The sequence below is a fragment of the Alcaligenes sp. LTN-3 genome (assembly GCF_059735605.1).
Window position 1 is genome coordinate 571,616 of sequence record NZ_JCAPDN010000002.1, and the last position, 23,353, is coordinate 594,968.

At 57.9% G+C, this 23,353-nt stretch carries 19 protein-coding genes; 8 read left to right on the plus strand and 11 right to left on the minus strand.

What is annotated here, in order from left to right:
• Positions 1–234: 234 nt before the first annotated feature.
• Positions 235–1,428: an acyl-CoA dehydrogenase gene (locus AC6I6N_RS11015; protein WP_108728048.1), complete on the minus strand. Its 1,194-nt coding sequence runs from the start codon at positions 1,426–1,428 to the stop codon at positions 235–237.
• A 301-nt stretch (positions 1,429–1,729) separates the two neighbouring features.
• Here AC6I6N_RS11015 and AC6I6N_RS11020 point away from each other — a divergent pair, with 301 nt between their 5' ends.
• Both AC6I6N_RS11020 and ggt read left to right on the plus strand, forming a co-directional pair.
• Complete coding sequence (locus AC6I6N_RS11020; protein ID WP_094195720.1) at positions 1,730–2,611, plus strand: LysR substrate-binding domain-containing protein; 882 nt, start codon at positions 1,730–1,732, stop codon at positions 2,609–2,611.
• Positions 2,608–4,353: a gamma-glutamyltransferase gene (ggt, locus tag AC6I6N_RS11025; RefSeq protein ID WP_108728046.1), complete on the plus strand. Its 1,746-nt coding sequence runs from the start codon at positions 2,608–2,610 to the stop codon at positions 4,351–4,353. Before AC6I6N_RS11020 ends, ggt begins: the two co-directional genes overlap by 4 nt.
• Positions 4,354–4,673: 320 nt before the next feature.
• Here ggt and purU read toward each other — a convergent pair whose 3' ends face one another.
• The 5 genes from purU to AC6I6N_RS11050 form a co-directional block, all read right to left on the minus strand.
• Complete coding sequence (gene purU, locus AC6I6N_RS11030) at positions 4,674–5,528, minus strand: formyltetrahydrofolate deformylase (RefSeq protein WP_166727032.1); 855 nt, start codon at positions 5,526–5,528, stop codon at positions 4,674–4,676.
• Between the two features lie 25 nt (positions 5,529–5,553).
• A complete protein-coding gene (locus tag AC6I6N_RS11035) occupies positions 5,554–6,669 on the minus strand; it encodes an NAD(P)/FAD-dependent oxidoreductase (RefSeq protein ID WP_497943508.1) in 1,116 nt (371 codons plus the stop codon).
• Between the two features lie 87 nt (positions 6,670–6,756).
• Complete coding sequence (locus AC6I6N_RS11040) at positions 6,757–7,269, minus strand: flavin reductase family protein (protein WP_249461224.1); 513 nt, start codon at positions 7,267–7,269, stop codon at positions 6,757–6,759.
• Between the two features lie 39 nt (positions 7,270–7,308).
• The gene (gene pdxH, locus AC6I6N_RS11045; RefSeq protein WP_094195724.1) at positions 7,309–7,941 is read right to left on the minus strand and encodes a pyridoxamine 5'-phosphate oxidase; all 633 of its coding nucleotides are present in this window, start codon (positions 7,939–7,941) and stop codon (positions 7,309–7,311) included.
• Between the two features lie 9 nt (positions 7,942–7,950).
• Positions 7,951–8,622, minus strand: coding sequence for a gamma-glutamylcyclotransferase (locus AC6I6N_RS11050; RefSeq protein ID WP_042483350.1), 672 nt, complete (start codon positions 8,620–8,622; stop codon positions 7,951–7,953).
• Positions 8,623–8,874: 252 nt separating this feature from the next.
• On the opposite strand from AC6I6N_RS11050, the gene AC6I6N_RS11055 reads away from it, so the two are divergent.
• A complete protein-coding gene (locus tag AC6I6N_RS11055) occupies positions 8,875–9,675 on the plus strand; it encodes a tRNA threonylcarbamoyladenosine dehydratase (RefSeq protein ID WP_125277047.1) in 801 nt (266 codons plus the stop codon).
• Here AC6I6N_RS11055 and AC6I6N_RS11060 read toward each other — a convergent pair.
• The 3 genes from AC6I6N_RS11060 to uvrA are packed head-to-tail and all read right to left on the minus strand — an operon-like array spanning position 9,652 to position 17,097.
• Positions 9,652–10,302 (minus strand): aminotransferase class IV, encoded by a 651-nt coding sequence (locus tag AC6I6N_RS11060; RefSeq protein WP_094195726.1) that lies wholly within the window; start codon positions 10,300–10,302, stop codon positions 9,652–9,654. The genes AC6I6N_RS11055 and AC6I6N_RS11060 overlap by 24 nt on opposite strands.
• 10 nt (positions 10,303–10,312) lie before the next feature.
• Positions 10,313–11,425: an aminodeoxychorismate synthase component I gene (gene pabB, locus AC6I6N_RS11065; RefSeq protein ID WP_264672450.1), complete on the minus strand. Its 1,113-nt coding sequence runs from the start codon at positions 11,423–11,425 to the stop codon at positions 10,313–10,315.
• Positions 11,398–17,097: an excinuclease ABC subunit UvrA gene (gene uvrA, locus AC6I6N_RS11070; RefSeq protein WP_497943509.1), complete on the minus strand. Its 5,700-nt coding sequence runs from the start codon at positions 17,095–17,097 to the stop codon at positions 11,398–11,400. Before uvrA ends, pabB begins: the two co-directional genes overlap by 28 nt.
• Positions 17,098–17,322: 225 nt before the next feature.
• On the opposite strand from uvrA, the gene AC6I6N_RS11075 reads away from it, so the two are divergent.
• Positions 17,323–17,451, plus strand: coding sequence for a hypothetical protein (locus tag AC6I6N_RS11075; RefSeq protein WP_003803595.1), 129 nt, complete (start codon positions 17,323–17,325; stop codon positions 17,449–17,451).
• A gap of 257 nt (positions 17,452–17,708) precedes the next feature.
• A complete protein-coding gene (locus AC6I6N_RS11080; protein ID WP_108728043.1) occupies positions 17,709–18,632 on the plus strand; it encodes a glycosyltransferase family 2 protein in 924 nt (307 codons plus the stop codon).
• Positions 18,633–18,749: 117 nt separating this feature from the next.
• Here AC6I6N_RS11080 and AC6I6N_RS11085 read toward each other — a convergent pair whose 3' ends face one another.
• Positions 18,750–19,256: a hypothetical protein gene (locus AC6I6N_RS11085; protein WP_346549062.1), complete on the minus strand. Its 507-nt coding sequence runs from the start codon at positions 19,254–19,256 to the stop codon at positions 18,750–18,752.
• 162 nt (positions 19,257–19,418) lie between these two features.
• Between AC6I6N_RS11085 and ettA the strand changes: the two genes are divergently transcribed.
• The 3 genes from ettA (at position 19,419) to AC6I6N_RS11100 (ending at position 21,992) form a co-directional block, all read left to right on the plus strand.
• A complete protein-coding gene (gene ettA / locus AC6I6N_RS11090; RefSeq protein ID WP_009455087.1) occupies positions 19,419–21,092 on the plus strand; it encodes an energy-dependent translational throttle protein EttA in 1,674 nt (557 codons plus the stop codon).
• Between the two features lie 10 nt (positions 21,093–21,102).
• Complete coding sequence (locus tag AC6I6N_RS11095; protein WP_108728041.1) at positions 21,103–21,639, plus strand: isochorismatase family protein; 537 nt, start codon at positions 21,103–21,105, stop codon at positions 21,637–21,639.
• Between the two features lie 125 nt (positions 21,640–21,764).
• On the plus strand, positions 21,765–21,992 hold the full coding sequence (locus tag AC6I6N_RS11100) for a YMGG-like glycine zipper-containing protein (protein ID WP_094195732.1): 228 nt from the start codon (positions 21,765–21,767) through the stop codon (positions 21,990–21,992).
• A gap of 153 nt (positions 21,993–22,145) precedes the next feature.
• Here the strand turns inward: AC6I6N_RS11100 and AC6I6N_RS11105 are convergent, their stop codons facing one another.
• Positions 22,146–23,294: an aromatic ring-hydroxylating oxygenase subunit alpha gene (locus AC6I6N_RS11105; protein WP_249461233.1), complete on the minus strand. Its 1,149-nt coding sequence runs from the start codon at positions 23,292–23,294 to the stop codon at positions 22,146–22,148.
• Positions 23,295–23,353 lie beyond the last annotated feature (59 nt).

A 23,353-nucleotide genomic window follows, 5' to 3' on the forward strand; every position in this document is an offset into this window, starting at 1 on the left:
GGGCTTACTCGCTCTGAAGGGGGTATCTTGGGAACGGCGCGGTGGTAAGAGAAAAGTCGCCACGCGACACGGTTCGCAGACTGCTTGCCTGGAGGACACTTTTTACCTTGAGCTTGCTTGGTGTAAAAAGGATGCAAGCTGGCGATGCGCTCCCACCGCATGTAATCGGCAAGTTTGATTAGATTCTGAATGAAAGAGGGCAAAGCTTTTTGCTTTGCCCTTATTGAGCTTCGCTTAGAAAAAGGCCTGAATCCCGGTTTGCGCACGTCCCAGAATCAGGGCGTGGACATCGTGAGTACCTTCGTACGTGTTCACCACTTCCAGATTGACTAGATGGCGGGCAATGCCGAACTCGTCAGAGATGCCGTTGCCGCCCAGCATGTCGCGTGCCAGACGGGCAATATCCAGTGCCTTGCCGCAGGAGTTGCGTTTCATGATGGACGTAATTTCCACCGCCGCCGTGCCTTCGTCTTTCATGCGCCCCAGACGCAGGCAGCCTTGCAACGCCAACGTAATCTCGGTTTGCATATCGGCCAGTTTTTTCTGAATCAGCTGATTGGCGGCCAAGGGGCGACCAAACTGTTTGCGGTCCAGGGTGTACTGGCGGGCGGTATGCCAGCAGGATTCAGCCGCACCCAAGGCACCCCAGGCAATCCCGAAGCGGGCCGAGTTCAGGCAGGTGAAGGGACCACGCAAACCCGAGACATGCGGCAGCATTTGGCTGTCTGCAATGTCCACATCGGCCATGACAATCTCGCCGGTCAGGGAAGCGCGCAAGCCTACTTTGCCGTGAATGGCCGGGGTGGACAGGCCTTTCATGCCTTTTTCCAGAATGAAGCCACGGATCTTGCCGTCGTCTTCACCACCCACGACTTTGGCCCAAACCACCAGCACATCGGCAATGGGGGAGTTGGTAATCCAGGTTTTATTGCCGCTCAGGCGATAGCCGCCGTCTACTTTGACAGCGCGGCTTTCCATGGCGCCGGGGTCCGAACCGTGATTGGGTTCAGTCAGGCCAAAGCAACCAATCCATTGCCCGCTGGCCAGCTTGGGCAGGTACTTCTGTTTCTGCTCTTCGCTGCCAAATTCAAAAATCGGCACCATCACCAAAGAGGACTGTACGCTCATCATGGAGCGGTAGCCCGAATCCACACGCTCCACTTCGCGGGCGATCAAACCGTAGCTGACGTAGTTCAGACCGGCACCCCCGTAGGCTTCAGGAATGGTGGCTCCCAACAAGCCCAGCGCGCCCATTTCGGCAAAGATGGCGGGGTCGGTCTGCTCGTGACGAAAGGCTTGCAGCACGCGCGGCAACAGCTTTTCCTGCGCATAGGCATGGGCGGCATCGCGCACCATACGTTCTTCATCGCTCAACTGCTGATTCAGTAGCAGAGGGTCGTCCCAATGAAAAGAGGGATTGGCAGACATAGAGGTACTCCGGGAAGATCAAAGACGGTCAGTTAAGTGGGGCCAACATGGGCGCCATCGGTCTGGGAAATAGAAAAGAGCCATGTGAGTATCGCTGGCACTGGCAACGGTGGGCAATAGCGTTAGAGGTGGCGCATGGTCAGGCGGCTGCGCACAAGCGATATCCATGTAAGGTCTCAGCATAATGTGCATAAAGCGCACAAATCAATTGATAAAATTGCACAATGTCGTGTGCTGGCGTAACGATCCCGCCTAGCGACGGGTGGGCAGGGAAGAGGTTTCACAATCAGGAGAGTGTCTAATGAGACAAGGCGTGCCCAGTCTGGGCGCATTACAGGCCTTTGAGGCGACGGCCCGCCTGGGGACCTTTTCCCGTGCGGCCGAGGAATTGTCCTTGACGCATAGTGCGGTGTACCGGCAGGTAAGCGGCCTGGAGCAGCGTCTGGGTGTGACTTTGCTGACACGGGTGCGGCGGCGTCTGGTGCTGACCCCGGCGGGGCGCGATTATGCCGCCCGTATCCGTCACCATCTGGAGCAAATCGGCAAAGACACCTTCAGCCTGATTGCGCGTGCTGGCGTGGGCCGCAGCATTCATCTGGCGGTGCTGCCTACCTTGTCCACGGTGTGGTTGATGCCGCGTCTGGCCCGTTTCTCCCGGCAATATCCTGACATTACGGTCAGTCTGTCTGTGCGTACCACTCCGTTTCAGTTTGGCGACCATCCCTTTGATGCCGCCATTTATCATGGACGGCAGTTATGGCCCCAAACCGAGGGTATCAAGCTGTTTGACGAAGGCGAGCTGGTGCCGGTGTGCTCGCCCACGCTGGCTGCCAGTGGCCACTGGCAAAAGCTGATTCACTTGCATATGTCTACACGCCCCGATAGCTGGTCGGACTGGTATCGGTCTGCCGGGCTGGAGCCGGATCTGCGCGTCAGCTCCGGCCCGCGTTATGAGCTGTTCAGCCTGGTGATGGCGGCCTTGCATGCCGATATGGGAGTGGCTTTGATGCCGCGCTTTTTGGTGCAGCAGGCGCTGGAGCAGGGCGAGCTGATTATGCCGCTGGACCATGCCATGCCAGTGAGCGAGGCTTACTTTTTTAGTTACCCCACGGCCAATGAACCCAGCGAGGCGGTGCGTTTGCTGGAACAATGGCTGCTTGAGCACGAAAAGGAGAATACATGAGATTGCACTGGAAACCGGCGTTGCTGTCGGCGGCCTTGACCCTAGCCTTGGTGCTGCCTGCGCATGCTCGGGAAGCGGCCAGCCAGCATTTGAATCCGGAGACCGCCAGCAGGGCCGTGCAACGTGACAAGCTCGTCACACAAAAAAGTATGGTGGTGACGGCCAATCCGTTGGCTACTCAGGCCGGTTTGCGCATTCTGGACCAGGGCGGCAGTGCGGTGGATGCGGCCATTGCGGCCCAGTTGGTGCTGGGGCTGGTCGAGCCACAGTCCTCCGGTATTGGCGGCGGCGGCTTTTTACTGATGTTTCAGCCCAAGACCGGCTTGATGAGCTATGACGGACGGGAAACCGTGCCTGCAGCCAGCAGTCTGGATCGCTTCGAGCTGGACGGCCAAACCATGTCCTTCAAACAGGCGGTCAATAGTGGTCGTTCGGTAGGCGTACCGGGTTTGCTGCGTGCCCTGGAGTTGATGCATAAAGATGGTGGCGTGCTGCCGTGGGCGAATTTGTTTGATCCGGCGATTGAGCTGGCCGAGGTCGGCTTTGAGGTCAGCCCCCGTTTGAATACCTTGATTGCCGATAATCCTGAGCTGGCAGACAAGGCCGCTACACGCGCCTATTTTCTGGACGAACAGGGCAGGCCTTGGCCCGTCGGCCATCGTTTACAGAACAAGGAATACGCCCAGGTGCTGCGCCTTTTGGCCAGACAGGGCGCACAGGCTTTCTATCAAGGTGAGCTTGCCCAGGATATGGTGGCTGCCGTTGCCGCCGACCCGATTGCGGGTGACTTGGCAGAGTCCGACTTGAAGCAGTACCGTGCGCTGCGACGTGAACCCCTCTGTATGGACTGGCAGCAGTTGGCGCTCTGTGGCATGGCACCACCCAGCTCGGGGGCTATCAGTGTGATGCAGATGCTGGGCATCTTACAGCACACCCCCATTGCTGACGCAGAACCGCAATCTGTGGAAGCGATTCATTATTTTTCTGAAGCAGGGCGTTTGGCTTTTGCGGATCGGGATGCCTGGGTGGCGGATCCGGCATTTGTGTCTGTGCCCCAGCAGGCTTTGCTGGCTCCAGCGTATCTGAAATCACGCGCTGCCTTGATCCAGCCAGACCGTTCCATGGGGCATGCTCAACCAGGCAAGCCGTTGGCTGACTCACAAGCCGCCAGTGACAACACGCCCGAGCTGCCGTCCACCACGCATTTATCCGTAGCGGATGCTCAGGGGCAGGTGGTATCCATGACCACGTCAATAGAGTCTGCTTTTGGCAGCAAAATCATGGTGCGTGGTTTTTTGTTGAACAATCAGTTAACGGACTTTGCCTTGAGTCCCAAGGACGAGATGGGACGCCTGTCTGTGAATCGGGTGGAGCCAGGTAAGCGTCCACGCAGTTCCATGGCCCCGATGATGGTGTTGCAACAGGGGCGTCCAGTCATTGCCCTGGGTTCACCGGGTGGCAGTGCCATCATTCCTTACGTGGCTCAGGCCCTGACCGGCATGTTGATGTGGGATCTGGACGCTCAACGGGCAGTCAGCCTGCCGCATTACGGCAGCCGCAACTGGGCGACCGAGCTGGAAGCGGGAACGGCGGTGACCACGCAGGCCCAAGCTTTGAGAGCGATGGGTCATGAAGTACGAGAGCAGCCTTTTCCCAGCGGTACGCATGTGATTCGCTGGACCCAGAAAGGACTGGAGGCGGGGGTAGATCCTCGACGGGAAGGCTTGGCGCTAGGGCAGTAAGCAGAGCTTGTAGCCGTGTACCCCAGGTAAACATGGTCTTGCCTACGAGACATGTTGCAAGCGCATGGCGGACTTGGGGAAGCAGTCAGTATTCGGGAGAGGCTGTTGGCGATGTGAAGCAGATACTCGTCAGAGATTGGCAGAGACAGCAGTCGATCGTTGCCAGAGGCTGGTAGAACTAATTGCCAAGTAGCTAGCAGGCTCAAGTCGTCTGGCTTTTGAAAAAATGGGTGACCAGTAAAAAGCCCTCAATGCGTGGATCTATATCCACAGCATTGAGGGCTTTTTTTTAAGTCTTGAGACAGACCTGATCGTGTCGCTTAGCGAAATACCACGGTGCGCTGATCGTTCAGCAAGATACGGTGCTCAACGTGGGCGCGCACGGCACGGGCCAGAACCAGAGACTCCACATCGCTACCGATCTGGGTCAGCTCAGCTGGGCTGACAGCATGGGTGACGTGTTCCACGTCCTGTTCGATGATCGGGCCTTCGTCCAGATCCGCCGTCACGTAGTGAGCAGTAGCGCCAATAATCTTCACACCGCGAGCATGGGCCTGGTGGTAGGGACGCGCGCCCTTGAAGCTGGGCAGGAAGCTGTGGTGGATATTGATGGCGCGGCCAGACAGGGACTGACACAGATTGGTGGACAGAATCTGCATGTAGCGGGCCAGCACAACCAGATCAATCTTCAGGTCACGAGCCAGGTCGATGATCTGTTGCTCTTGCTGGGGACGGGTTTCCGGTGTCACAGGCAGGTGATGGAAAGGAATGCCGTAGGAGGAAGCCAGGCCAGCGTGGTCGGTGTGGTTGGAAGCCACGGCCGCAATTTCAACCGGCAATTGGCCGCTATGGGCGCGAAACAGCAGATCGTTCAGGCAGTGGCCCTGGCGGCTGACCAGAATCAGCAGGCGGGCTTTGCGCTGGGCGTCATAAATATTGGCATCCATGCTGAATTTTTCGGCAATGGGCGCGAAGCTGGTTTGCAATGCGTTCACATCCTGCTTTTCAGGCAGGGAAAACTGGATGCGCAGGAAAAAGCGGTTGGTGGCGGCGTCGCCAAACTGCTGTGCCTCAACAATGTTGCCGTTCTGCTCAAGCAGCCAGCCCGAAACGTTGTGGACAATGCCGGTACGATCCGGGCAGGATAGGGTCAAGATGTAATCGTTCATCAACAGTATTGTAAAGATTTCAGAAAAGTTTTTAAGCTGCCTGGGCCAGGGTTTCCTGGCCGTGACGTGCAATCGCTAAACACGCGGTCAGGCCAGGGGATTCGATGCCGAACAGATTCAGCAGTCCGGGGATGCCGTGGGTGGCAGGCCCGGAAAAGACAAAGTCGGCAGCCGCATGGCCGGCGGGCACAATTTTAGGCCGGATGCCGCTATAGGCGGGGTTTAGGCTGTTATCGGGTAAAGCGGGCCAGTACTCGCGCACGGCGGCGTAAAAAGAGTGGCCTCGTTGCGGGTCCATATCGTAGTTCTCATCCTGCACCCATTCGGTGTCCGGGCCAAAGCGGGCCTGACCGGCCAGATCCAGCGTCAGATGCACACCCAGTCCGGCTTTATTGGGCATGGGGTAAATCAGGTGCTTGAAGGGGGAGCGACCCGCCAACGAGAAATAGCTGCCTTTGCACAGATAGGCGTTCGGGATATGGCTGGCATCCAGCCCTTCGATCTGGCGTGCAGCGGCGACAGCGCCCAGACCGGCCGCATTGATCAGGCAGGTGCTTGTCAGGCTGAACGGCTCTGCGCCACCGACGTGTACTTCAAAGCCTTGTCCGGGCAGGACACGAGCACTGACAAAGGGCGTATTGAAAACCAACTGAGCACCGTTATTCTCTGCATCGCCTTGCAAAGCCAGCATCAAGGCATGGGTGTCCACAATGCCGGTAGAAGGGGAAAGCAGGGCAGCGCTGCAATTCAAGGCCGGCTCCAGAGCCTGGGCTTGGGCCGCATCCAGCCACTGCAAATCGTCCACTCCACAGGCACGCGCTTGCGCCTGCAGCTTCAGCAGATCGGCTTGTTGTTCGGGCGTGGTCGCCACAATGAGTTTGCCGCAACGGGCGTGGTCTATATGGTGTTTCTGGCAGTAGTCATACAGTTGGGCTTTGCCTTCTACACACAAGCGGGCCTTCAGGCTGCCGGGAGTGTAGTAAATGCCCGCGTGTATGACCTCTGAGTTGCGCGAGCTGACGCCATTGCCAATGCTGGCGGTTTGCTCGATCAGCAGAACTTCCATGCCTTGTTGGGCCATTTGTCGGGCACAGGCTAACCCTACTACCCCTGCTCCCAGCACTATGCAATCAACGTCGTTTGCCATGATCAGGACCTTATTGGCGTGTAAGAGCAAAAGGCGTAGTGTACTCCTGCCATGCAGCCCTCGTCAGGGGGGCCTTGCAACACCCTGTCACGCCAGGGAAGGGGTCAGGTCAAAGTCGCCCGCGTGGTAGATCAGGGGCTGGTGAGCGCTGCGTTCGCAATGGGTGACTTCACCGATAAAGATCAGGTGGTCGCCGGCCTCATGAACGGCATAAGGCTTGCACTCAAACCAGGCGCTGCAACGCTCGTCGTCCAGCATGAGTAAGCCGTGCGGGGAGCGTTTAGTGGGGTGATCGTGAAAGCGCTCGGCCTGGCTGCCCCAGGCAAAGCGTTTGGCCAGCGATAGCTGACTGGCTCCTAAAACGTGAATCACATAACCTTCGCCATCCACAAAATGCGGCAGGGACTGGGAGCGTTTGGCCAGCGACCACAGCACCAGAGGCGGGTCCAGAGACACAGAGTTAAAGGAGCTGACGGTCAGGCCAATGGCCTGATCCGGATGGTCTTTATTGGCGCCGGTCACGACCGTCACGCCTGTGGCGAAACGGCCCAGTGCCGAACGAAAGAAGTCGCTATCGAAAGTAGAAGAAAAAACAGTCATTGCATCGAGTCTGAGGGCAGGCGTCCCCAAGGGAACGTGTTAAGGAGCCAGTCGGCTCACCTGCCAATCAGATGGGTCCTTGCGGTCGAACACCAGCCTGTCGTGCAGGCGCGAAGCACGGCCTTGCCAGAATTCGACATGGTCTGGAGTCAGTCGGAAGCCACCCCAGTGTTCAGGGCGGGCGGGATGTTCACCTAAGCTTTCAGTGTACTGCTTGGCACGGGCATCCAGCTCTGCGCGGCTGATGGGTTGGCTTTGTGGTGAGGCCCAGGCACCAATGCGCGAGCCCAGAGGACGACTGTGAAAGTATTCGTCGGATTCGGCCGCGCTGATGCGGCTGATGCGGCCCTCAAAGCGCACCTGGCGCTGCATGGAAGACCAGAAAAAGGACAGGCTGGCCCAAGGGTTGTGGTCCAGGTCCGTTCCCTTGCGAGACAGGTAGTTCGTAAAGAACACCAAGCCTTGTTCATCGTAAGCCTTGAGCAGGACAACGCGCGCCGATGGGCGACCTTCTGGGTTCACCGTGGCCAGCGTCATCGCCGTGGGTTCGACTTCCTTCAGTTCAATGGCCTGATCCAGCCAGCGTTGGAATTGCTGGCGAGGGTCGGCACACAGTTCGTTTTCGCTCAGGGAAAAGCGTTCGTATTCGTTACGCAAATCGGCAAGGGACATGGGGCGCTCTTAGGCTTGTTGAGGATTAAGCAGTGCAGTCTGGCTTTGTAGTAATTGAACCACTGATTGCAGGCGTTTATCCAGAATTTTAGAGCGTTGCAGCGCCGAGGCGGTTTCCATGACGTATTCGATGCAAGGGCCGTTGGTTCCCTGGGCCGAATACACCACCTGTCGCAACTGTTCGTCCGGCATACGGGGTACGTAAGCATCGGTCTTGCGGTTCATGGTAAAGACCAGGGCGCGAATGTCGCCTTGGCTGGTGCGGCAGCGCAACCAGCGGGGGATATAAGCCCCGCTGGGCATCTCGCGCAGCCACAGGGCATCGAATACTTTGGGTACGCTTTCGGCAGGAATACGGAAGGCCATGCCACGGCAAGAACCACCGACATCCAGCCCAAAGACCAGACCGGGCTGCTCGGGCGTTCCACGGTTGATTCGTGACCACAAGCACAGCGCCCGGTGGTAGCCGCGCAGCAAGGCTTGGCGCTGCTCGGCAAATTCAAAATCGGGACGCCAGATCAGGGAGCCGTAGCCGTAGACCCACAGGTCTTGTTTTTCACACCATTGCGCCTCTTCCAGGGATTGACGCAAAGAGGCGTTGCGCTCTTCGTCAGTCAGGACACGAAAGCTGCACGGTGTGGGTACGGCGGAAGGCGAGGCGGAAATAGAATCGATGTTCACGGCGTAAAGAAGTGGTAAGCCAAAATCACAGATGCTTGAAACCTATGGCAATTGTAGAGCAAGCACAGTCCACTGTAGCGGGCTTTGCCGCTGATAACTAAGGAAAAATACTAATTTGCTTATATGAGTGTTGCTATTTGGCAGAGCACCGTCAAGCCACCAGGGCATAAGGCCTGTTTCCGGGGCTGGGCAGGCGCAATTAGACGTAGAATGAACGGGTTTGGCCGCATGGGCCGGTGATGGACAGATTGCATGACAGAGCAGCACAACATGGATGCCGAACGCCGCTTCGGTGGTTTGGATCGTTTGTATGGAGCCGGCGCGCGTGAGCGTCTGGCTGCCGCCCATGTGATGGTGGCGGGTATCGGGGGCGTAGGGACCTGGGCAGTGGAGGCTTTGGCCCGTTCTGCCGTGGGCCGAATCACCTTGATTGATCTGGATAATATTGCCGAGTCCAACATCAACCGCCAATTGCCTGCCCTGGACAGCACTTTGGGGATGGCCAAGATTGAAGCCATGGCCCAGCGCATTGCGCAGATCAATCCACACTGTCAACTGCAATTGATCGAAGATTTCGTCACCGAGGACAATGCAGCCAGTCTGCTGGAGCAGCGTCCCGACGTATTTCTGGATTGCACCGATCAGGCCAGTGCCAAGATCGCCCTGATCTTGCAGGCTAGGCGTTTGAACGTCCCCTTATTGAGTTGTGGCGGGGCGGGCGGAAAAACCGACCCTTTAACCTTGCGCCGGGGAGATTTGTCGGTGGCACGCCACGATGCCCTGTTAGGCAAACTGCGGCAGATCCTGCGCAAGCAGCATGGCTTTGCGCGTGGCAGCGATGCCCAGGGCCGTGCCTTGAAGCGCGTGCCTCGCATGGGTGTGGATTGCTTGTGGTTCGAGCAGGAAACCCGCTTGCCGCAAAACTGGACCCAGGCTGAAGACGGTGCCCTGCAAGGTTTGGCCTGCGCAGGCTATGGCTCCGGAGTGACGATTACGGCCAGCATGGGGATGCAGGCCGCCGACTACGCCTTAAACCGGATTCTGAACCAGTAAGGCGTTCTGCCAGCCGCGCAGGGCGTTCGAAATACGAATCGCCCGTGCATGCAGCAAGTCATCCAGAAAAAGCTCCGTTTCACGCGCCAGACCGCTATTTAGGAGCGCCTGTCGTTGCACACCAGGCAGGAGCCAGCCTTGTGCGGGTGGCGTCCACCAGTGGCCCTGCTCATCCTGGATATAGATATTGCTGCGGCTGCCTTCGCAAACCCGGTTTTGCGTATCCAGAAAAATTACATCAAAAAGTTGGGGATGCTTTTCCAGCAGGGCAGCGGCGTCCTGATACCAGGGGCGATGCGTGGTTTTGTGCGAGAGCAGTGGGTCCTGGGCCGGCAAAGGGGTCTTGGATAAGCATAGTTGCAAGGGCCCTTCCAGAGCGGGCAAGGCCTGCGCCTCGGCCTGCGCACTGGCTTTTGCGTTCCACAGAATGCGTAGCCGCAAGGGAGTATTGACGGGAGCCTGGCCCAGCGCCGTATGCATGGCTTGCAGCCAGGTTTGTGCGTCCCAGTCGTAGCCCAGTTCCGCGCAACTGCGTGCCACGCGTTCCAGATGCAGTTCCAACAGGGGGATCTGGCCGTCTGCGTCTACCCGCAAGGTTTCTATCAATTCAGGTTTGCTTTGGCTCATGATGCTGCCTTTAAGTCAGTGTTACAGGGGCCTGCAATACACGTGCTTTCCACAAGCACTCCAACCACTCCTGGTCCGGGTCCGAGTCCAGAACGATGCCACCACCCACGCCAAACCTTCCTTGGCCGTGATTGTCCAGCTCCAGACTGCGGATGCTGACATTCAGGGACAGGTCGCCGTTAGGGTTCAGGTAGCCTACCGAGCCACAGTAAATACCGCGTCGCTGCGTCTCCAGCTGACGTATGCATTGCATGGCGGCCAGCTTTGGGGCGCCGGTAATCGAACCACAGGGGAACAGGGCGCGTAGCAAGGCTTCCAGCGTGCAATCCGGCTCGACTTCGGCCTGAATGCTGGAAGTCATGGTCCAGACCGAGGCATATTGCTCTACATCGAACAGGCTGGTGGTTTGCACGGTGCCGGTGCGGGCCACTTGGCCCAGATCGTTACGTAGCAAATCCACAATCATCAGGTTTTCGGCCCGGTCTTTCAGGCTGCTTTGCAGCTCCTGGGCGTTTTTCTGATCTTGAACAGGGTCGGTATCGCGCGGGCGTGTGCCTTTCATGGGGCGGGTCCGCACGGTGTTCCCACGTTTTTCCAGAAACAGCTCGGGTGACAGCGACAGGATATGGCGATCACCCAGATCCAGATAAGCACCGTAGGCCACCGGGTGGCGGCTGGCCAGTGCGGTATAGAGATCACGCGGAGCCATGCCTGATTGAATGCTCAAGGGCATGGTGTAGTTGATCTGGTAAAAATCCCCAGCCTGCAAACCCTGCTGAACCTGGGCCAGCGCATCCCGATAGTCTTGCTGGTTGATTGGCAGTTTGACCGTCAGCTCGGGTGTGGCCTGGCTATCCCATAACGCCACTTCCTGTGCCTGTTCAAATACCAGTGCGTTCAGAAGCGCATGTGGCGCAGTATCACGAGCGGGTAGACGGGGTTCGAACAGTTCGGCCAGTTCGTAGTCCAGTGCCAGGGCCACCCAGTGGCCCGCCTGGCGAGCCTGTTCGATTTGTTCAAAAGCAGTACTTAAGTCTTCAGGGCGACGGGCCTGGATATGGCCCAGGTAGCCCTGCATTTCCAGCGCATAGCCTTTTAGTCTGTCTTCAAATCGGCCATACATGCGCCGTGTTCCTTTAAAAATTCCGCCAAGGCCATGCCGGTATGCGAGGCAGGGTTGGCTTGTACTTGATCTGGCGTGCCTTGCACCACCAGCCTGCCGCCGCCCGAGCCGCCTTCGGGGCCCAGATCGACAATCCAGTCTGCTTCGGCAATCAAATCCAGATTATGTTCAATGACCAGCACGGTGTGACCGGCATCGACCAGTCGGTGCAGCACCACAATCAGCTTTTCCACATCTGCCATGGACAGGCCCACGCTGGGTTCGTCCAGTACATATAGCGTATGCGGCGCCTTGTAGGCGCGGCCCGTACGGGTCAGGCCCTCGTCCAGGCGGGCCTTGACCAGTTCGCTGACCAGCTTGACGCGCTGCGCTTCGCCACCGGACAGGGTGGGGGAAGGTTGGCCCAGGGTCAGATAACCCAGGCCCACACTTTGCATCAATTGCAGCGGGCGCAATATTTTAGGATGTGCGGCAAAGTATTCAACAGCTTCGTCCACATCCATTTGCAAAAGCTGGCCGGCGGAGACATCGCGCCAGGTCACCGCCAGTGTTTCCGGATTGAAGCGCTGGCCGTGGCAGGCGTCACAAGGCACCTTTACGTCCGGCAGGAAGCTCATTTCCAGGGTGCGCATGCCTTGGCCTTCGCACAAAGGGCAGCGACCATCGCCAGTATTGAAGGAAAAGCGTGAGGCGCTCCAGCCCCGCAGGCGGGCATCGTTGGTGTTGGCAAACAGTTTGCGCACCTCGTCCCAGAAGCCGATGTAGGTGGCCGGGCAGGAGCGGGGGGTTTTGCCGATCGGGGTCTGGTCCACTTCCAGCACGCGGTCCAGGCTTTCCCAGCCGCTGATGCTGGCGCAACCCTGCCACACAGGCTTTTCTTTGCTGCCGACAACGCGCTGCAAATTATCCAGCAGCACATCACGGGCAAAGGTGGATTTGCCGGAGCCCGACACGCCCGTTACCAGACTGAGCTTGCCTAGTGGAATACCGGCCTTTACCTTGTTCAGGTTGTGCAGGCTGGCATCGTGCACCGTTAGCATGGGCACATCGGCCTGAACAGGGCGGCGTGCCTGCATGGGGTGTTTGAGTGGTTCGCGCAGATAGCGGCCAGTCAGTGAATTGGGGTTGGCCTCGATTTCTGCCAGTGTGCCCTGGGCGATGACTTCACCCCCTCGTTTGCCGGCACCGGGGCCCATATCAATAAGGTGCTGAGCACGGCGTATGGTGTCTTCGTCGTGTTCAACGACCACGAGCGTGTTGCCATTGCCTTCCAGACGCGCCATGGCGTTGAGCAGAATCTGGTTATCGCGGGGGTGTAAGCCAATGGTGGGTTCGTCCAGCACATAGCACACGCCCTGCAGGTTCGAGCCTAATTGGGCGGCCAGACGGATGCGCTGGGCCTCACCACCCGATAAGGTGGGGGCGGCACGATCCAGCGCCAGATAACCCAGGCCCACTTCATGCATGAAGTCCAGACGGCTACGTATCTCGTTCAGAATGTCGCGCGCAATATCGGCTTCGCGGCCACTCATGTTCAGGTTGCCAAAAAAAGTCTGTGCCTCGTCCACGGGCAGACCGGCCAGCTTGGCAATGGACTGGTCGCGCCATTCAAACGCCAGCGAGACCGGGTTCAAGCGTTGACCATGGCAACTTGGGCATTCCACCGCTTCGCCATCGTAGCCGTTGTTCCAGTTGTTTTCCTCGCCCGTTTGTTCCTGGTCGAAGCCAGTCAGCTTCAAACCTGTACCAAAGCAGTCCTTACACCAGCCGTGCTTGGAGTTGTAGGAGAACATGCGCGGGTCCGGCTCGGGGAAGCTGGTGCCGCAGCAGGGGCAGGCCCGTTTGACGGAGAAATGTTGCTGGCTGGCATTGGACAGCGGTTGACCTTGTCGGCGTTGCTCCAGTGACAGGGTGCCCGACGGCGTCAAGGGGGCCAGCACACTAAAGGAGCCGTGACCCAGTTCCAGCGCTTCGCGTATGGCTTGGCGCAGTTGCAGTTCGTGGCGAGGGTCAATGATCAGATCGGCTACTGGCAGTTCCAGCGTGTGTTCGCTGTAACGGTCCAGACGGGGCCAAGGGTTGACGGGGATGAACTCGCCATCCACGCGCAAATGCGTATAGCCCTTGCCCTGCGCCCATTTGGCCAGGTCGGTGTAGTACCCCTTGCGGGCCGTGACCAAGGGAGCCAGCAAACCAATATGCTCACCCTTGTGATCGCGCAGCAGTTGCGCGGCGATTTGCTCGGCGGTCTGTGGGGCCACGGGCACGCGGCAGTCCGGGCAGTATTGGGTGGCCAGCTTCACGTACAGCAAGCGCAGGAAGTGGTGAATTTCCGTCATGGTCGCCACGGTGGACTTGCGTCCCCCCCGGCTGGTGCGCTGCTCAATGGCAACAGTGGGCGGAATGCCGTAAATCGCGTCCACATCGGGCTGACCGGCTGGCTGCACAATGGCACGGGCATAAGCATTCAGGGATTCCAGATAGCGGCGCTGGCCTTCGTTAAACAGAATGTCGAAGGCCAGGGTGGATTTGCCCGAACCGGATACACCCGTCACCACCGTGAAGGTGTTGTGCGGGATGTGTACCGAGATGTTTTTCAGGTTGTGTTCGCGCGCATTCAGGATGGCGATCTGGCCATCGTTGCTGCCGCCCGAGCTGGCTTTGTAGTCCACCGCAGGTTCCTGGAACAGAGCCGAGCCTGAACCGATGGTGGCTTGCTCGTACTCTTTCAGGGCATGGCCGGTGTGCGAGTGCTCCAGGGCCATGATGTCCGCCGGTGTTCCCGCGCCTAACAATTGACCACCATGTTCGCCACCTTCTGGACCCAGATCAATAATCCAGTCGGCCGCGCGGATCAGGTCCAGGTTGTGCTCAATAATCAGCAGGCTGTGGCCGGCAGCCAACAGCTTGCGGAAGGCGCGCATCAGGCGGGCAATATCGTCAAAGTGCAGGCCGGTGGTGGGCTCGTCGAACAGGAACAGATTGCCTTTCTTGGCGACCTTCACTTGACTCAAGCGAGTGCGCGAAGCCTGGGCCAGATAAGCCGCCAACTTCAGACGTTGTGCCTCACCGCCCGAGAGTGTGGGCACAGGCTGGCCCAGTTTCAGGTAATCCAGACCTACATCGGCCAGCGGCGCCAGGCCGGTTTGCACATCGCGCAGGCCTTCAAAGAATTCCATGGCCTGATGCACGGTCATGTCCAGTACCTCGTCAATCGAGGCGCTGCGACCAAAGTGTTCGATACGCACTTCCAGCACCTCGGGGCGGAAGCGTTTGCCATCGCAATCCGGGCAGCGCAGGTACACATCGGACAGGAACTGCATTTCGATATGTTCAAAGCCCGTGCCACCACACGTCGGGCAGCGACCATCACCACTATTGAAGCTGAAGGTGCCGGGCGTGTAGCTGCGTTCTTTGGACAGCGGAGCCTGGGCGAACAGCTTGCGGATAGGGTCAAAGGCACCGACATAGCTGGCCGGGTTGGAGCGGGCCGTCTTGCCGATTGGCGTCTGGTCCACCATCACCACTTCGGCAATTTGCTCGGCACCCAGCAAGGCGCCGTAAGGGCCTGGGGCTTCGGTCGGTTTGCCTTGTTGTTTCAGGATGGCCGGGTAGAGCACGTCCTGAATCAGCGTGGATTTGCCCGAGCCGGATACGCCCGTCACGCAGACTAGACGGCCTAGCGGAATGGACACGGAGATATGGCACAGATTGTGCGCGCTGACGTCTTCCAGCAGCAGGCGGGGCGTGTTCTCGGCCACCGGCATTGGGCGGGGCGATTCGATGCTCAGCTCGCCACTCAGGTAGCGGCCAGTCAGCGTTTGCGCGCCGCGCAAGGCTTGGGGCGAACCATCAAACAGAATCTGGCCACCACGCTCGCCAGGGCCGGGGCCCATGTCCAGAATACGGTCGGCAGCCACCATCACTTGTGGGTCATGCTCAACCACCACCAAGGTGTTGCCATTGCCGCGCAGACGGTGCATCACTTCAATAATGCGGTGCATGTCGCGCGGGTGCAGGCCAATCGAAGGCTCATCCAGCACGAACAAGGTATTCACCAGCGAGGTGCCCAGCGCTGTGGTCAGGTTGATACGCTGTACTTCGCCGCCAGACAGGGTGCGGCTTTGGCGGTCCAGGGACAAATAGGACAGGCCCACATCGCACAGATAATCCAGACGGGATAGTGTTTCTTTCAGGAGCAGATCGATAGCTGCATCGCGTGCGTCGCCAAAGTGCAGGCCACGGAAAAATGTGCGCACGTGCTCGATAGGCAGGCGCATCAGGTCCGGGACGCTCAGGCCGGGCATGGCATCCAGTTGCTCGCGCAGCCAGTTGGAATGCACGGGCATGAAACGTGGGTAGCGGGAATCGGCGGGGGCGGCCTGATCGCCCACACGCCACAAGCTGGCTTCGGGTTTCAGACGAGAGCCGGCGCAGGCCGGGCAGGTGTTGTAGCTGCGGTATTTGGACAGCAACACACGCACATGCATTTTGTAGGCGCGTGATTCCAGCCAGTCAAAGAAACGCTGGGCGCCGTACCACTGGGTTTTCCAGGCTTGATTGCCGCCCTTCCAGTCCGGGGTGCCATTAATCACCCAGTCGCGTTCTTCCTGGCTCAAGTCTTTCCAGGGCACGCCCAAACGGACACCTGCCGCTGGGGCGTAGCGTTCCATCTCGACCTGACATTCTTTGTAGCTGGCCGTCTGCCACGGGCGGATCGCGCCTTCCAGCAGGCTTTTGCTGGGATCGGGAACGACCAGACCGTAATCAATCCCCATCACCCGGCCAAAGCCACGGCAGGACTCACAGGCGCCCAAGGGCGAGTTGAAGGAGAAGGTGCTGGCAACCGGCGTGCTGTATTCAATATCGCACGGGGCACAGTGCAGGCCCTGGCTGAAACGCCAAGCAGTTTCCGGACCGTCGGCACTGGCCGAGGCATAGACAGTTAGCTTGCCCTGGCCATGACGCAGGGCGGCTTCAATGGCCTCCATGAAACGTTCCGGTTCTACCGAGCTGACGCGAAAACGGTCCTGGATCACATAGAGAAGCTTTTGTTCTGTGGGGGCGGCTTTGCTGCTTTTGCCTTTCTTGGTGCTGCTGGCCGTGATGGTCTGCGTCTCTTCGTGGTGCAGGCGGGTGTAGCCCTGCTGATGCAGCAAGGTTTCAATCTCTTGCTGCGTGAAGTTGGCCGGAACCTTGACGGCAAAGGTCAGGACCAGACGGGGGTCGTCGTGGTCTACCGCCAGTTGGCGAATCTGTTTGGCGATGCTGTCGGCATTGTCGCGGCGTACAGGCTGGGCACACTGGCGGCAATACAGCTCGCCTAAACGAGCGTACAGCAGTTTGATGTAATCGTTCAGCTCCGTCATGGTGCCCACGGTACTGCGCGAGTTGCGCACCGGGTTCACCTGATCAATGGCAATGGCGGGCAAGATGCCTTCAATGCGATCAACCTGGGGCTTGTCCATGCGATCCAGGAACTGGCGTGCATAGGGAGAGAAGGTTTCCACATAGCGCCGTTGACCTTCTGCATACAGGGTGTCAAAGGCCAGCGAGCTTTTGCCTGAGCCGGAAACGCCGGTAATAACCAGTAACTCGCCCGTTTTGATACGTACATTCAGGTTTTTCAGAGTGTTCTGGCGGGCGCCAAAAATGCGAATTTCTGAGCTCATGGCAAGGTCGGCTTTCTGGAGAGGGCTGGGTGGGAAAGCGGCAGCGAAAAGGCCTGTCAAACAGGCCCCATGCGCCAGTCAGAGCGGTATATGCCAGCAAGGTGTTGCCAGGGATGCTCACTCTAGCCTTTGTATCTTAACGCGGATTACGGTAGAATTTCTGGTTAGCTATTGCGCTTTTGTCGGGATCATCCGGCAGGGCTTACATTAAGATCGGAGATCACCATGGCGGAAATCAAACGCACTCGCCGCAACACGCTGGAGCGTCGTTGCCTGGGTAAAGCATTCAAACGTCTGTTTGTGCGCGCACCCAAGGGCGTTTTCAAAATGCTGGAAAAAGTCAAGCGCGTCTAAGTGCCTGGCTTGGGCGGTGGACAGGCAGGAATCTGATTTTCCAGCTTGAAATCACAGCCAGCAGCAAAAAAACCACAGGCTTGCCTGTGGTTTTTTTGTGCGCGTTTGATTTTTCTGCGAGTTCGGAAAATCTGTTGCACATCGTACCTTGTCCAAGAAGAAGCTTGCCTTATGATGGTGTCATCTTCATGCAGAAGTAAGCGTTGCCCGTAATAATAATCAAAACGGCTGATTGCATATTTTGGGGACATTAGCTCATGGAATGGCGCCATTTATTCACTGTTCTGACACCCAGTTATAACCGCGCTCATACTCTGGAGCGCGTCTACCGTTCACTGTGCGAGCAAACCTGTCAGGACTTTGAGTGGATTGTGGTTGATGACGGCTCCACGGATGGCACACGGGAGCTGGTAGAGGGCTGGCAACAGCAGGCTGCCTTTCCAATTCGCTATGTCTGGCAGGAAAATCGTCACAAAAAGGCTGCTTTCAATCACGGCGTGGCCCTGGCCCAAGGAGAACTGATCGTCGCGTTGGACAGTGATGACACCTTGCTGGTCAATGCGCTCTACGACATGGCGCAGATCTGGGCCGACATCCCCGTCTCAGAGCGGGCAGGCTATGCAGGCATTACCGGTCTGTGTGTGCGTCCGGATGGCAAGGTTGTCGGGGATATGTTTCCCCAGGATGTCTTTGATGCCAGCTCCCTGGACATGAGCTTTCGCTACCACGTGCGGGGCGAAAAGTTTGGCTGTTTGAGCACCGCTGTGCTGCGCAAGTTTCCCTTTCCTGATCAGATCGAAGGCTTTGTGCCTGAAAGCCTGGTATGGCGTGCCATTGCCCGGGCAGGCTATAAAAACCGTTTCGTAAATACCGTGTTTCGTGTCTATCACGACAGCCCGGATTCTTTGTCGGTACAAGGCAAGACCAGTCAGCAACATGCACTGGGTTTGTGGCTGCTGGCGCAGGATACGGTGGTGAAGTGCCTGCCCTGGTTTCGTTACGAACCCAAGGCTTTCTTGATGGCTGCCGCACGTTACACGCGCTTTGGGCTGCACTTGCGCGCCAGCGGGCGCAAACCACCACCAGGCTATGGCTTGAAAGGCCTGGCCTCTTATTTGTTGGTCGCTTTGATGTGGCCGGCAGGTGTCGCTTTATATCTGCGCGACAAGCGGCGGGCCTGAGCTTATGGGGCTCTAGGTATTACAGGGAGCGGGGCGTACCAATGCGACAGGTAGGGCGGTGTCAAAACACGGCCCCCTGGCTTTTACATCAGATTCGGGCAATTGAGCCGGACACGATCAGTGCAGGGTATGACCGTGAACACCCGGTTCCGGGCTGTCATCATCATCATCATCATCGTCGTCGTCTTCGTCCGTATCGTCTTCGGGAGCAAAGGCATCTTCGCTCAAGGCGAACGGCAGCAATTCTTCCAGGGTTTCTGTCCAGGCGACTTCCTCGCCTTCTTCATCCACTTTGATAAAGCGCACGGGCTCGGCATCGCTTAACTGGATGGCCCACAGGTAACGGCAGGCGTAGACAGCATTGTCCTTGGGGTCCAGGCCACCGCGGTTGCCCACGATGCGGGCCTGCGCGCCGCCGACCTGAACCACTGTGAATTCGCTTTCGTCCTCGTTCTTGTCCAGGGGCATGGCAAAGATGACCCATTCAAAGCCGGTTTCTTCTGCGCCCACGATCTCGGCCAGTACGGCGCGACCCAGGTAGGCGCTCAGCGCATCGGCAGTGCGGCCCAGGGTTTCGATCTCTTCAGTGGTAAATACAAGTTCAGGGGCGTCAGGTGTGGACATAGCGTTTTTGGATTGTCGGCAAAAGTGAGTATATTACCTGAGACAGGCCTGCATTCAGGCCGGGTGTTTCGTTCTGGACCAGACAGAAGCGCGCCTTTTGGGCGCCAAACGCCTACAATCCCAGTTTTCCGAACACGACCTGTTTTTCCCTTTTAGGTTTATATGGCTCAATACGTTTATTCGATGAACCGCGTGGGCAAAATTGTGCCGCCCAAGCGGCAGATTCTGCGCAATATCTCCTTGTCCTTTTTTCCAGGTGCCAAGATTGGTGTGCTGGGCCTGAACGGCTCGGGTAAGTCCACCTTGCTCAAGATCATGGCTGGGGTAGATACCGAAATCGAGGGCGAAGCCGTCCCCATGGCGGGGATCAAGATCGGTTACCTGCCACAAGAACCTCAACTGAACCCCGAACACAGCGTGCGCGAAGCTGTGCAGGCCGGTTTGGGCCAGGTGTTCGAGGCGCGCCAGCGTCTGGAACAGGTCTACGCCGAATACGCCGAGCCCGATGCGGACTTTGACGCTTTGGCGGCAGAGCAGGCCGAGCTGGAATCCATTATTGCCGCCGCCGCGACCAGCGGTGCTGACGACATCGAAACCCAGATGGAAATCGCGGCCGATGCGCTGCGTCTGCCACCTTGGGATGCGTCCATTGCCAATCTGTCCGGTGGCGAGAAACGCCGCGTGGCCTTGTGCCAGTTGCTGCTGTCCAAGCCCGATATGTTGCTGCTGGACGAGCCCACCAACCACCTGGATGCTGAAAGTGTGGACTGGCTGGAAGTGTTCCTGCGCCAGTTCCCCGGCACGGTTGTAGCAGTAACCCATGATCGTTACTTCCTGGACAATGCTGCCGAGTGGATTTTGGAACTGGACCGTGGCCACGGTATTCCTTGGAAGGGCAACTACAGCTCCTGGCTGGAGCAAAAAGATGATCGTCTGAAGCAGGAAGAGGCTTCGGAAAGCGCACGCCAGCGCACTATCAAGAAAGAGTTGGAATGGGTACGCCAGAATCCCAAGGGACGTCAGGCTAAAGCCAAGGCCCGTCTGGCCCGCTTTGAGGAACTGTCCTCGCATGAATACCAGAAGCGCAACGAAACCCAGGAAATCTTTATTCCGGTGGCCGAGCGTCTGGGTAACGAGGTGATTGAGTTTGAAAATGTCAGCAAGGGCTATGGCGATCGTTTGCTGATCGACAATCTGAGCTTCAAGGTGCCAGCGGGTGCCATCGTCGGGATTATTGGTCCTAACGGTGCCGGTAAGTCCACCTTGTTCCGCATGTTGGCTGGTAAAGAGCAGCCTGATTCCGGTACGGTCAAACTGGGCCAGACCGTCAAGCTGGCGTATGTGGATCAGTCGCGTGATGCCTTGGCCAATGAAAAAACTGTGTTTGATGCGATTGCCGATGGTGCTGACCTGCTGACGGTGGGCCGCTTTGAAATGCCATCACGTGCTTATCTGGGCCGCTTCAACTTCAAGGGCGCGGATCAGAACAAGATCGTGGGCAATCTGTCCGGCGGGGAGCGTGGTCGTTTGCACCTGGCCAAGACACTGATTGCTGGTGGCAACGTCTTGCTGCTGGACGAACCGTCCAACGATCTGGACGTGGAAACCTTGCGTGCCCTGGAAGACGCCTTGTTGGAGTTTGCCGGCTCGGTCATGGTGATCAGTCACGATCGCTGGTTCCTGGACCGTATCGCCACCCACATTCTGGCTTTTGAGGGTGATTCGCAGGTCGTATTCTTTGATGGCAACTATCAGGAATACGAAGCAGACAAGAAAAAACGTCTGGGCGAAGATGCTGCCAAACCCCGTCGTATCCGCTACAAGTCCCTGAAATAAGGAAAGTGCCATGCCTGTGCTCAATGCCCACCAGTCTTTCGTCTTGATTGTTGATATGCAAACCGGGCTCTTGCCCGCTATCGCAGACCACCAAGCCTTGGTCGAACGGGCCGGGAAGCTGGCACAGGCGGCCCGCCTTTTAGGGGTGCCGGTTCTGGCAACCGAGCACTGGGCCGGGAAAATCGGCCCAACTGATCCAGCCTTGTTGCCCCACATAGACAAAGTGCTGCATAAAACCCATTTCGATGCCACGCGTGAAACCGATTTTTTGCCAGCCTTGCCTGTAGGACGCACGCGCGTTTTGTTACTGGGTACAGAGTCTCATGTGTGTGTGTTACAAACTGGCCTGGGTTTGATGGAGCGTGGTTATGAGCCGGTACTGGTCGGCGATTGCGTCGGCTCGCGTCATCCCCAGTCCCGCCAGGCCGCCTGGGATCGCTGGGCGATGCACGGACTGGAGCGCGTTAGCGCCGAAATGGCCATGTTTGAATGGCTGGAAACGCCAGCTAACCCCGCATTCAAGCAGGTTCTGGCCTTGATTAAATAAACTGAACAAAAGCTGAATTACATCTGTTGCGTTACCTAACAATCAGGTCTGGACTAATCTGCTCCATAGGGTGAAGATAGACTTTAACGCCGTGTTAAGCACGGAGACTTCACGGAGGTTTACGGATGAAAATGACGACTATCACTAAAGTAGGTATGGCCACGGTTCTAGCCGTCGTGATGGCGGGCTGCTCTTCCTGGGATAGTATGAGCAAGCGTCAGAAGGGGGCCGTTACAGGCGCTGGTGTGGGTGGCGTGGCCGGGGCGGTGATTACTGGCGGCGGCGTACTGGGCACTGTGGGCGGCGCAGCGATTGGTGGTGTGATTGGCGACCAGGTCGGCAAGAACCGTTAAATTGAAGATTGTTTGGTTGAGCTGACACGCTCGCCGAAGCAAAAAGCCTCAAGGCATTGGGAATGGATCCCGACCTTGAGGCTTTTTTCATGATGCGTCCAACAGGCGTTTGCTGCTGTGCCTGTGCGCGATTTCTGACAGGCATGTCCGGATCTATCGGTACGCATCCTCATCCATCATGGAGCGATACCACTCGTGAAAGTGCTTCATGCCATCTTCTAGTGGTGACTGGTAAGGGCCAACTTCTGATACCCCGCGTTCCATCAAGGCGCGGCGGCCAGCATCCATGCGCTCGGCAATCTCGTCATCTTCTACTGCGGTCTCCATATAGGCGGCGCGTTGTGCTTCTACAAAATCCCGCTCGAAGGCCACGATGTCTTCCGGGTAGTAAAACTCCACCACATTCATGGTTTCCTGCGGCCCCTTGGGGTACAGCGTGGAGAGCACCAGTACGTGCGGGTAGATCTCGATCATGTGGGTGGGGAAATAGGTTACCCAGACTGCACCGAAGTCCGGTGCTTCGCCCTGACGGTAGGCCAGCAGATTGTCATGCCATTGGCGATAGGTGGGTGAGCCCGGCTTAGCCAGAGCCTGATGCACACCGACTCGTTGCAGGCTGTACCAGTCGCTGAACTCCCACTCCAGATCGTCGCAGGTCACGAACTGACCCAGGCCGGGGTGGAAGGGGGCGACGTGATAGTCCTCCAGATAGACCTCGATGAAGGTCTTCCAGTTGTAGTTGCACTGGTGGATTTCGACGTGATCGAGCACATAGTCCTGAAAGTCGAACTCGGGGCGGCTGAATAAGGCGGCCATATCCTTGGCTGGATCGCGTGGGCCTTCAAACAGCAAGCCATGGCAGTCCTGCAAGGGGTAGCGCTCCAGGTTCAGACAGGGTTTGTCTTTGAAGCGAGGTGCCGCCAGCAAGTTGCCTTGAGCGCTATAAGTCCAGTTGTGTAAGGGGCAGACAATGTTGCCTCCAGTGCTGCTCAGGGAGCCATGGCTGGCCTGATTAGGTTGGCCGGGCATGCCACCTAGCATCAGGGCCTGACGGTGTCTGCAGACGTTAGAGAGTAGTTCTACGCCGTGGTGGCTCCGTATCAGCGTACGGGCGGCATTTTCCTGAATCAAGGTGCGCCAGTCGCCGGGTTCGGGAACGAGTTTTTCATTACCGACGTATAAGGCGGACTGCTGAAAAATACGCTCTTGTTCGCGCTCGAACAGAGCATGGTCAAAATAGGCGCTAACAGGAAGCTGGGGGTGAGCGGGCACAAGACGTGCCATCTGACCGAGCTCGGTCATGATTCCCTCCGCATGGGTCAATAAGCCAGGCCTCTGGGGGCATTGGATGGCATTGCTTG

What these genes read in the sequence shown, in the direction of transcription:
- AC6I6N_RS11085 (WP_346549062.1), bottom strand. Translation starts at nt 19,256, where the DNA reads ATGTCCACACCTGACGCCCCTGAACTTGTATTTACCACTGAAGAGATC.
- AC6I6N_RS11080 (WP_108728043.1), top strand. Translation starts at nt 17,709, where the DNA reads ATGGAATGGCGCCATTTATTCACTGTTCTGACACCCAGTTATAACCGC.
- AC6I6N_RS11015 (WP_108728048.1), bottom strand. Translation starts at nt 1,428, where the DNA reads ATGTCTGCCAATCCCTCTTTTCATTGGGACGACCCTCTGCTACTGAAT.
- AC6I6N_RS11020 (WP_094195720.1), top strand. Translation starts at nt 1,730, where the DNA reads ATGAGACAAGGCGTGCCCAGTCTGGGCGCATTACAGGCCTTTGAGGCG.
- ettA (WP_009455087.1), top strand. Translation starts at nt 19,419, where the DNA reads ATGGCTCAATACGTTTATTCGATGAACCGCGTGGGCAAAATTGTGCCG.
- AC6I6N_RS11075 (WP_003803595.1), top strand. Translation starts at nt 17,323, where the DNA reads ATGGCGGAAATCAAACGCACTCGCCGCAACACGCTGGAGCGTCGTTGC.
- AC6I6N_RS11095 (WP_108728041.1), top strand. Translation starts at nt 21,103, where the DNA reads ATGCCTGTGCTCAATGCCCACCAGTCTTTCGTCTTGATTGTTGATATG.
- pabB (WP_264672450.1), bottom strand. Translation starts at nt 11,425, where the DNA reads ATGTATGGCCGATTTGAAGACAGACTAAAAGGCTATGCGCTGGAAATG.
- AC6I6N_RS11055 (WP_125277047.1), top strand. Translation starts at nt 8,875, where the DNA reads ATGACAGAGCAGCACAACATGGATGCCGAACGCCGCTTCGGTGGTTTG.
- ggt (WP_108728046.1), top strand. Translation starts at nt 2,608, where the DNA reads ATGAGATTGCACTGGAAACCGGCGTTGCTGTCGGCGGCCTTGACCCTA.
- AC6I6N_RS11105 (WP_249461233.1), bottom strand. Translation starts at nt 23,294, where the DNA reads ATGACCGAGCTCGGTCAGATGGCACGTCTTGTGCCCGCTCACCCCCAG.
- pdxH (WP_094195724.1), bottom strand. Translation starts at nt 7,941, where the DNA reads ATGTCCCTTGCCGATTTGCGTAACGAATACGAACGCTTTTCCCTGAGC.
- AC6I6N_RS11040 (WP_249461224.1), bottom strand. Translation starts at nt 7,269, where the DNA reads ATGACTGTTTTTTCTTCTACTTTCGATAGCGACTTCTTTCGTTCGGCA.
- uvrA (WP_497943509.1), bottom strand. Translation starts at nt 17,097, where the DNA reads ATGAGCTCAGAAATTCGCATTTTTGGCGCCCGCCAGAACACTCTGAAA.
- AC6I6N_RS11100 (WP_094195732.1), top strand. Translation starts at nt 21,765, where the DNA reads ATGAAAATGACGACTATCACTAAAGTAGGTATGGCCACGGTTCTAGCC.
- AC6I6N_RS11035 (WP_497943508.1), bottom strand. Translation starts at nt 6,669, where the DNA reads ATGGCAAACGACGTTGATTGCATAGTGCTGGGAGCAGGGGTAGTAGGG.
- AC6I6N_RS11060 (WP_094195726.1), bottom strand. Translation starts at nt 10,302, where the DNA reads ATGAGCCAAAGCAAACCTGAATTGATAGAAACCTTGCGGGTAGACGCA.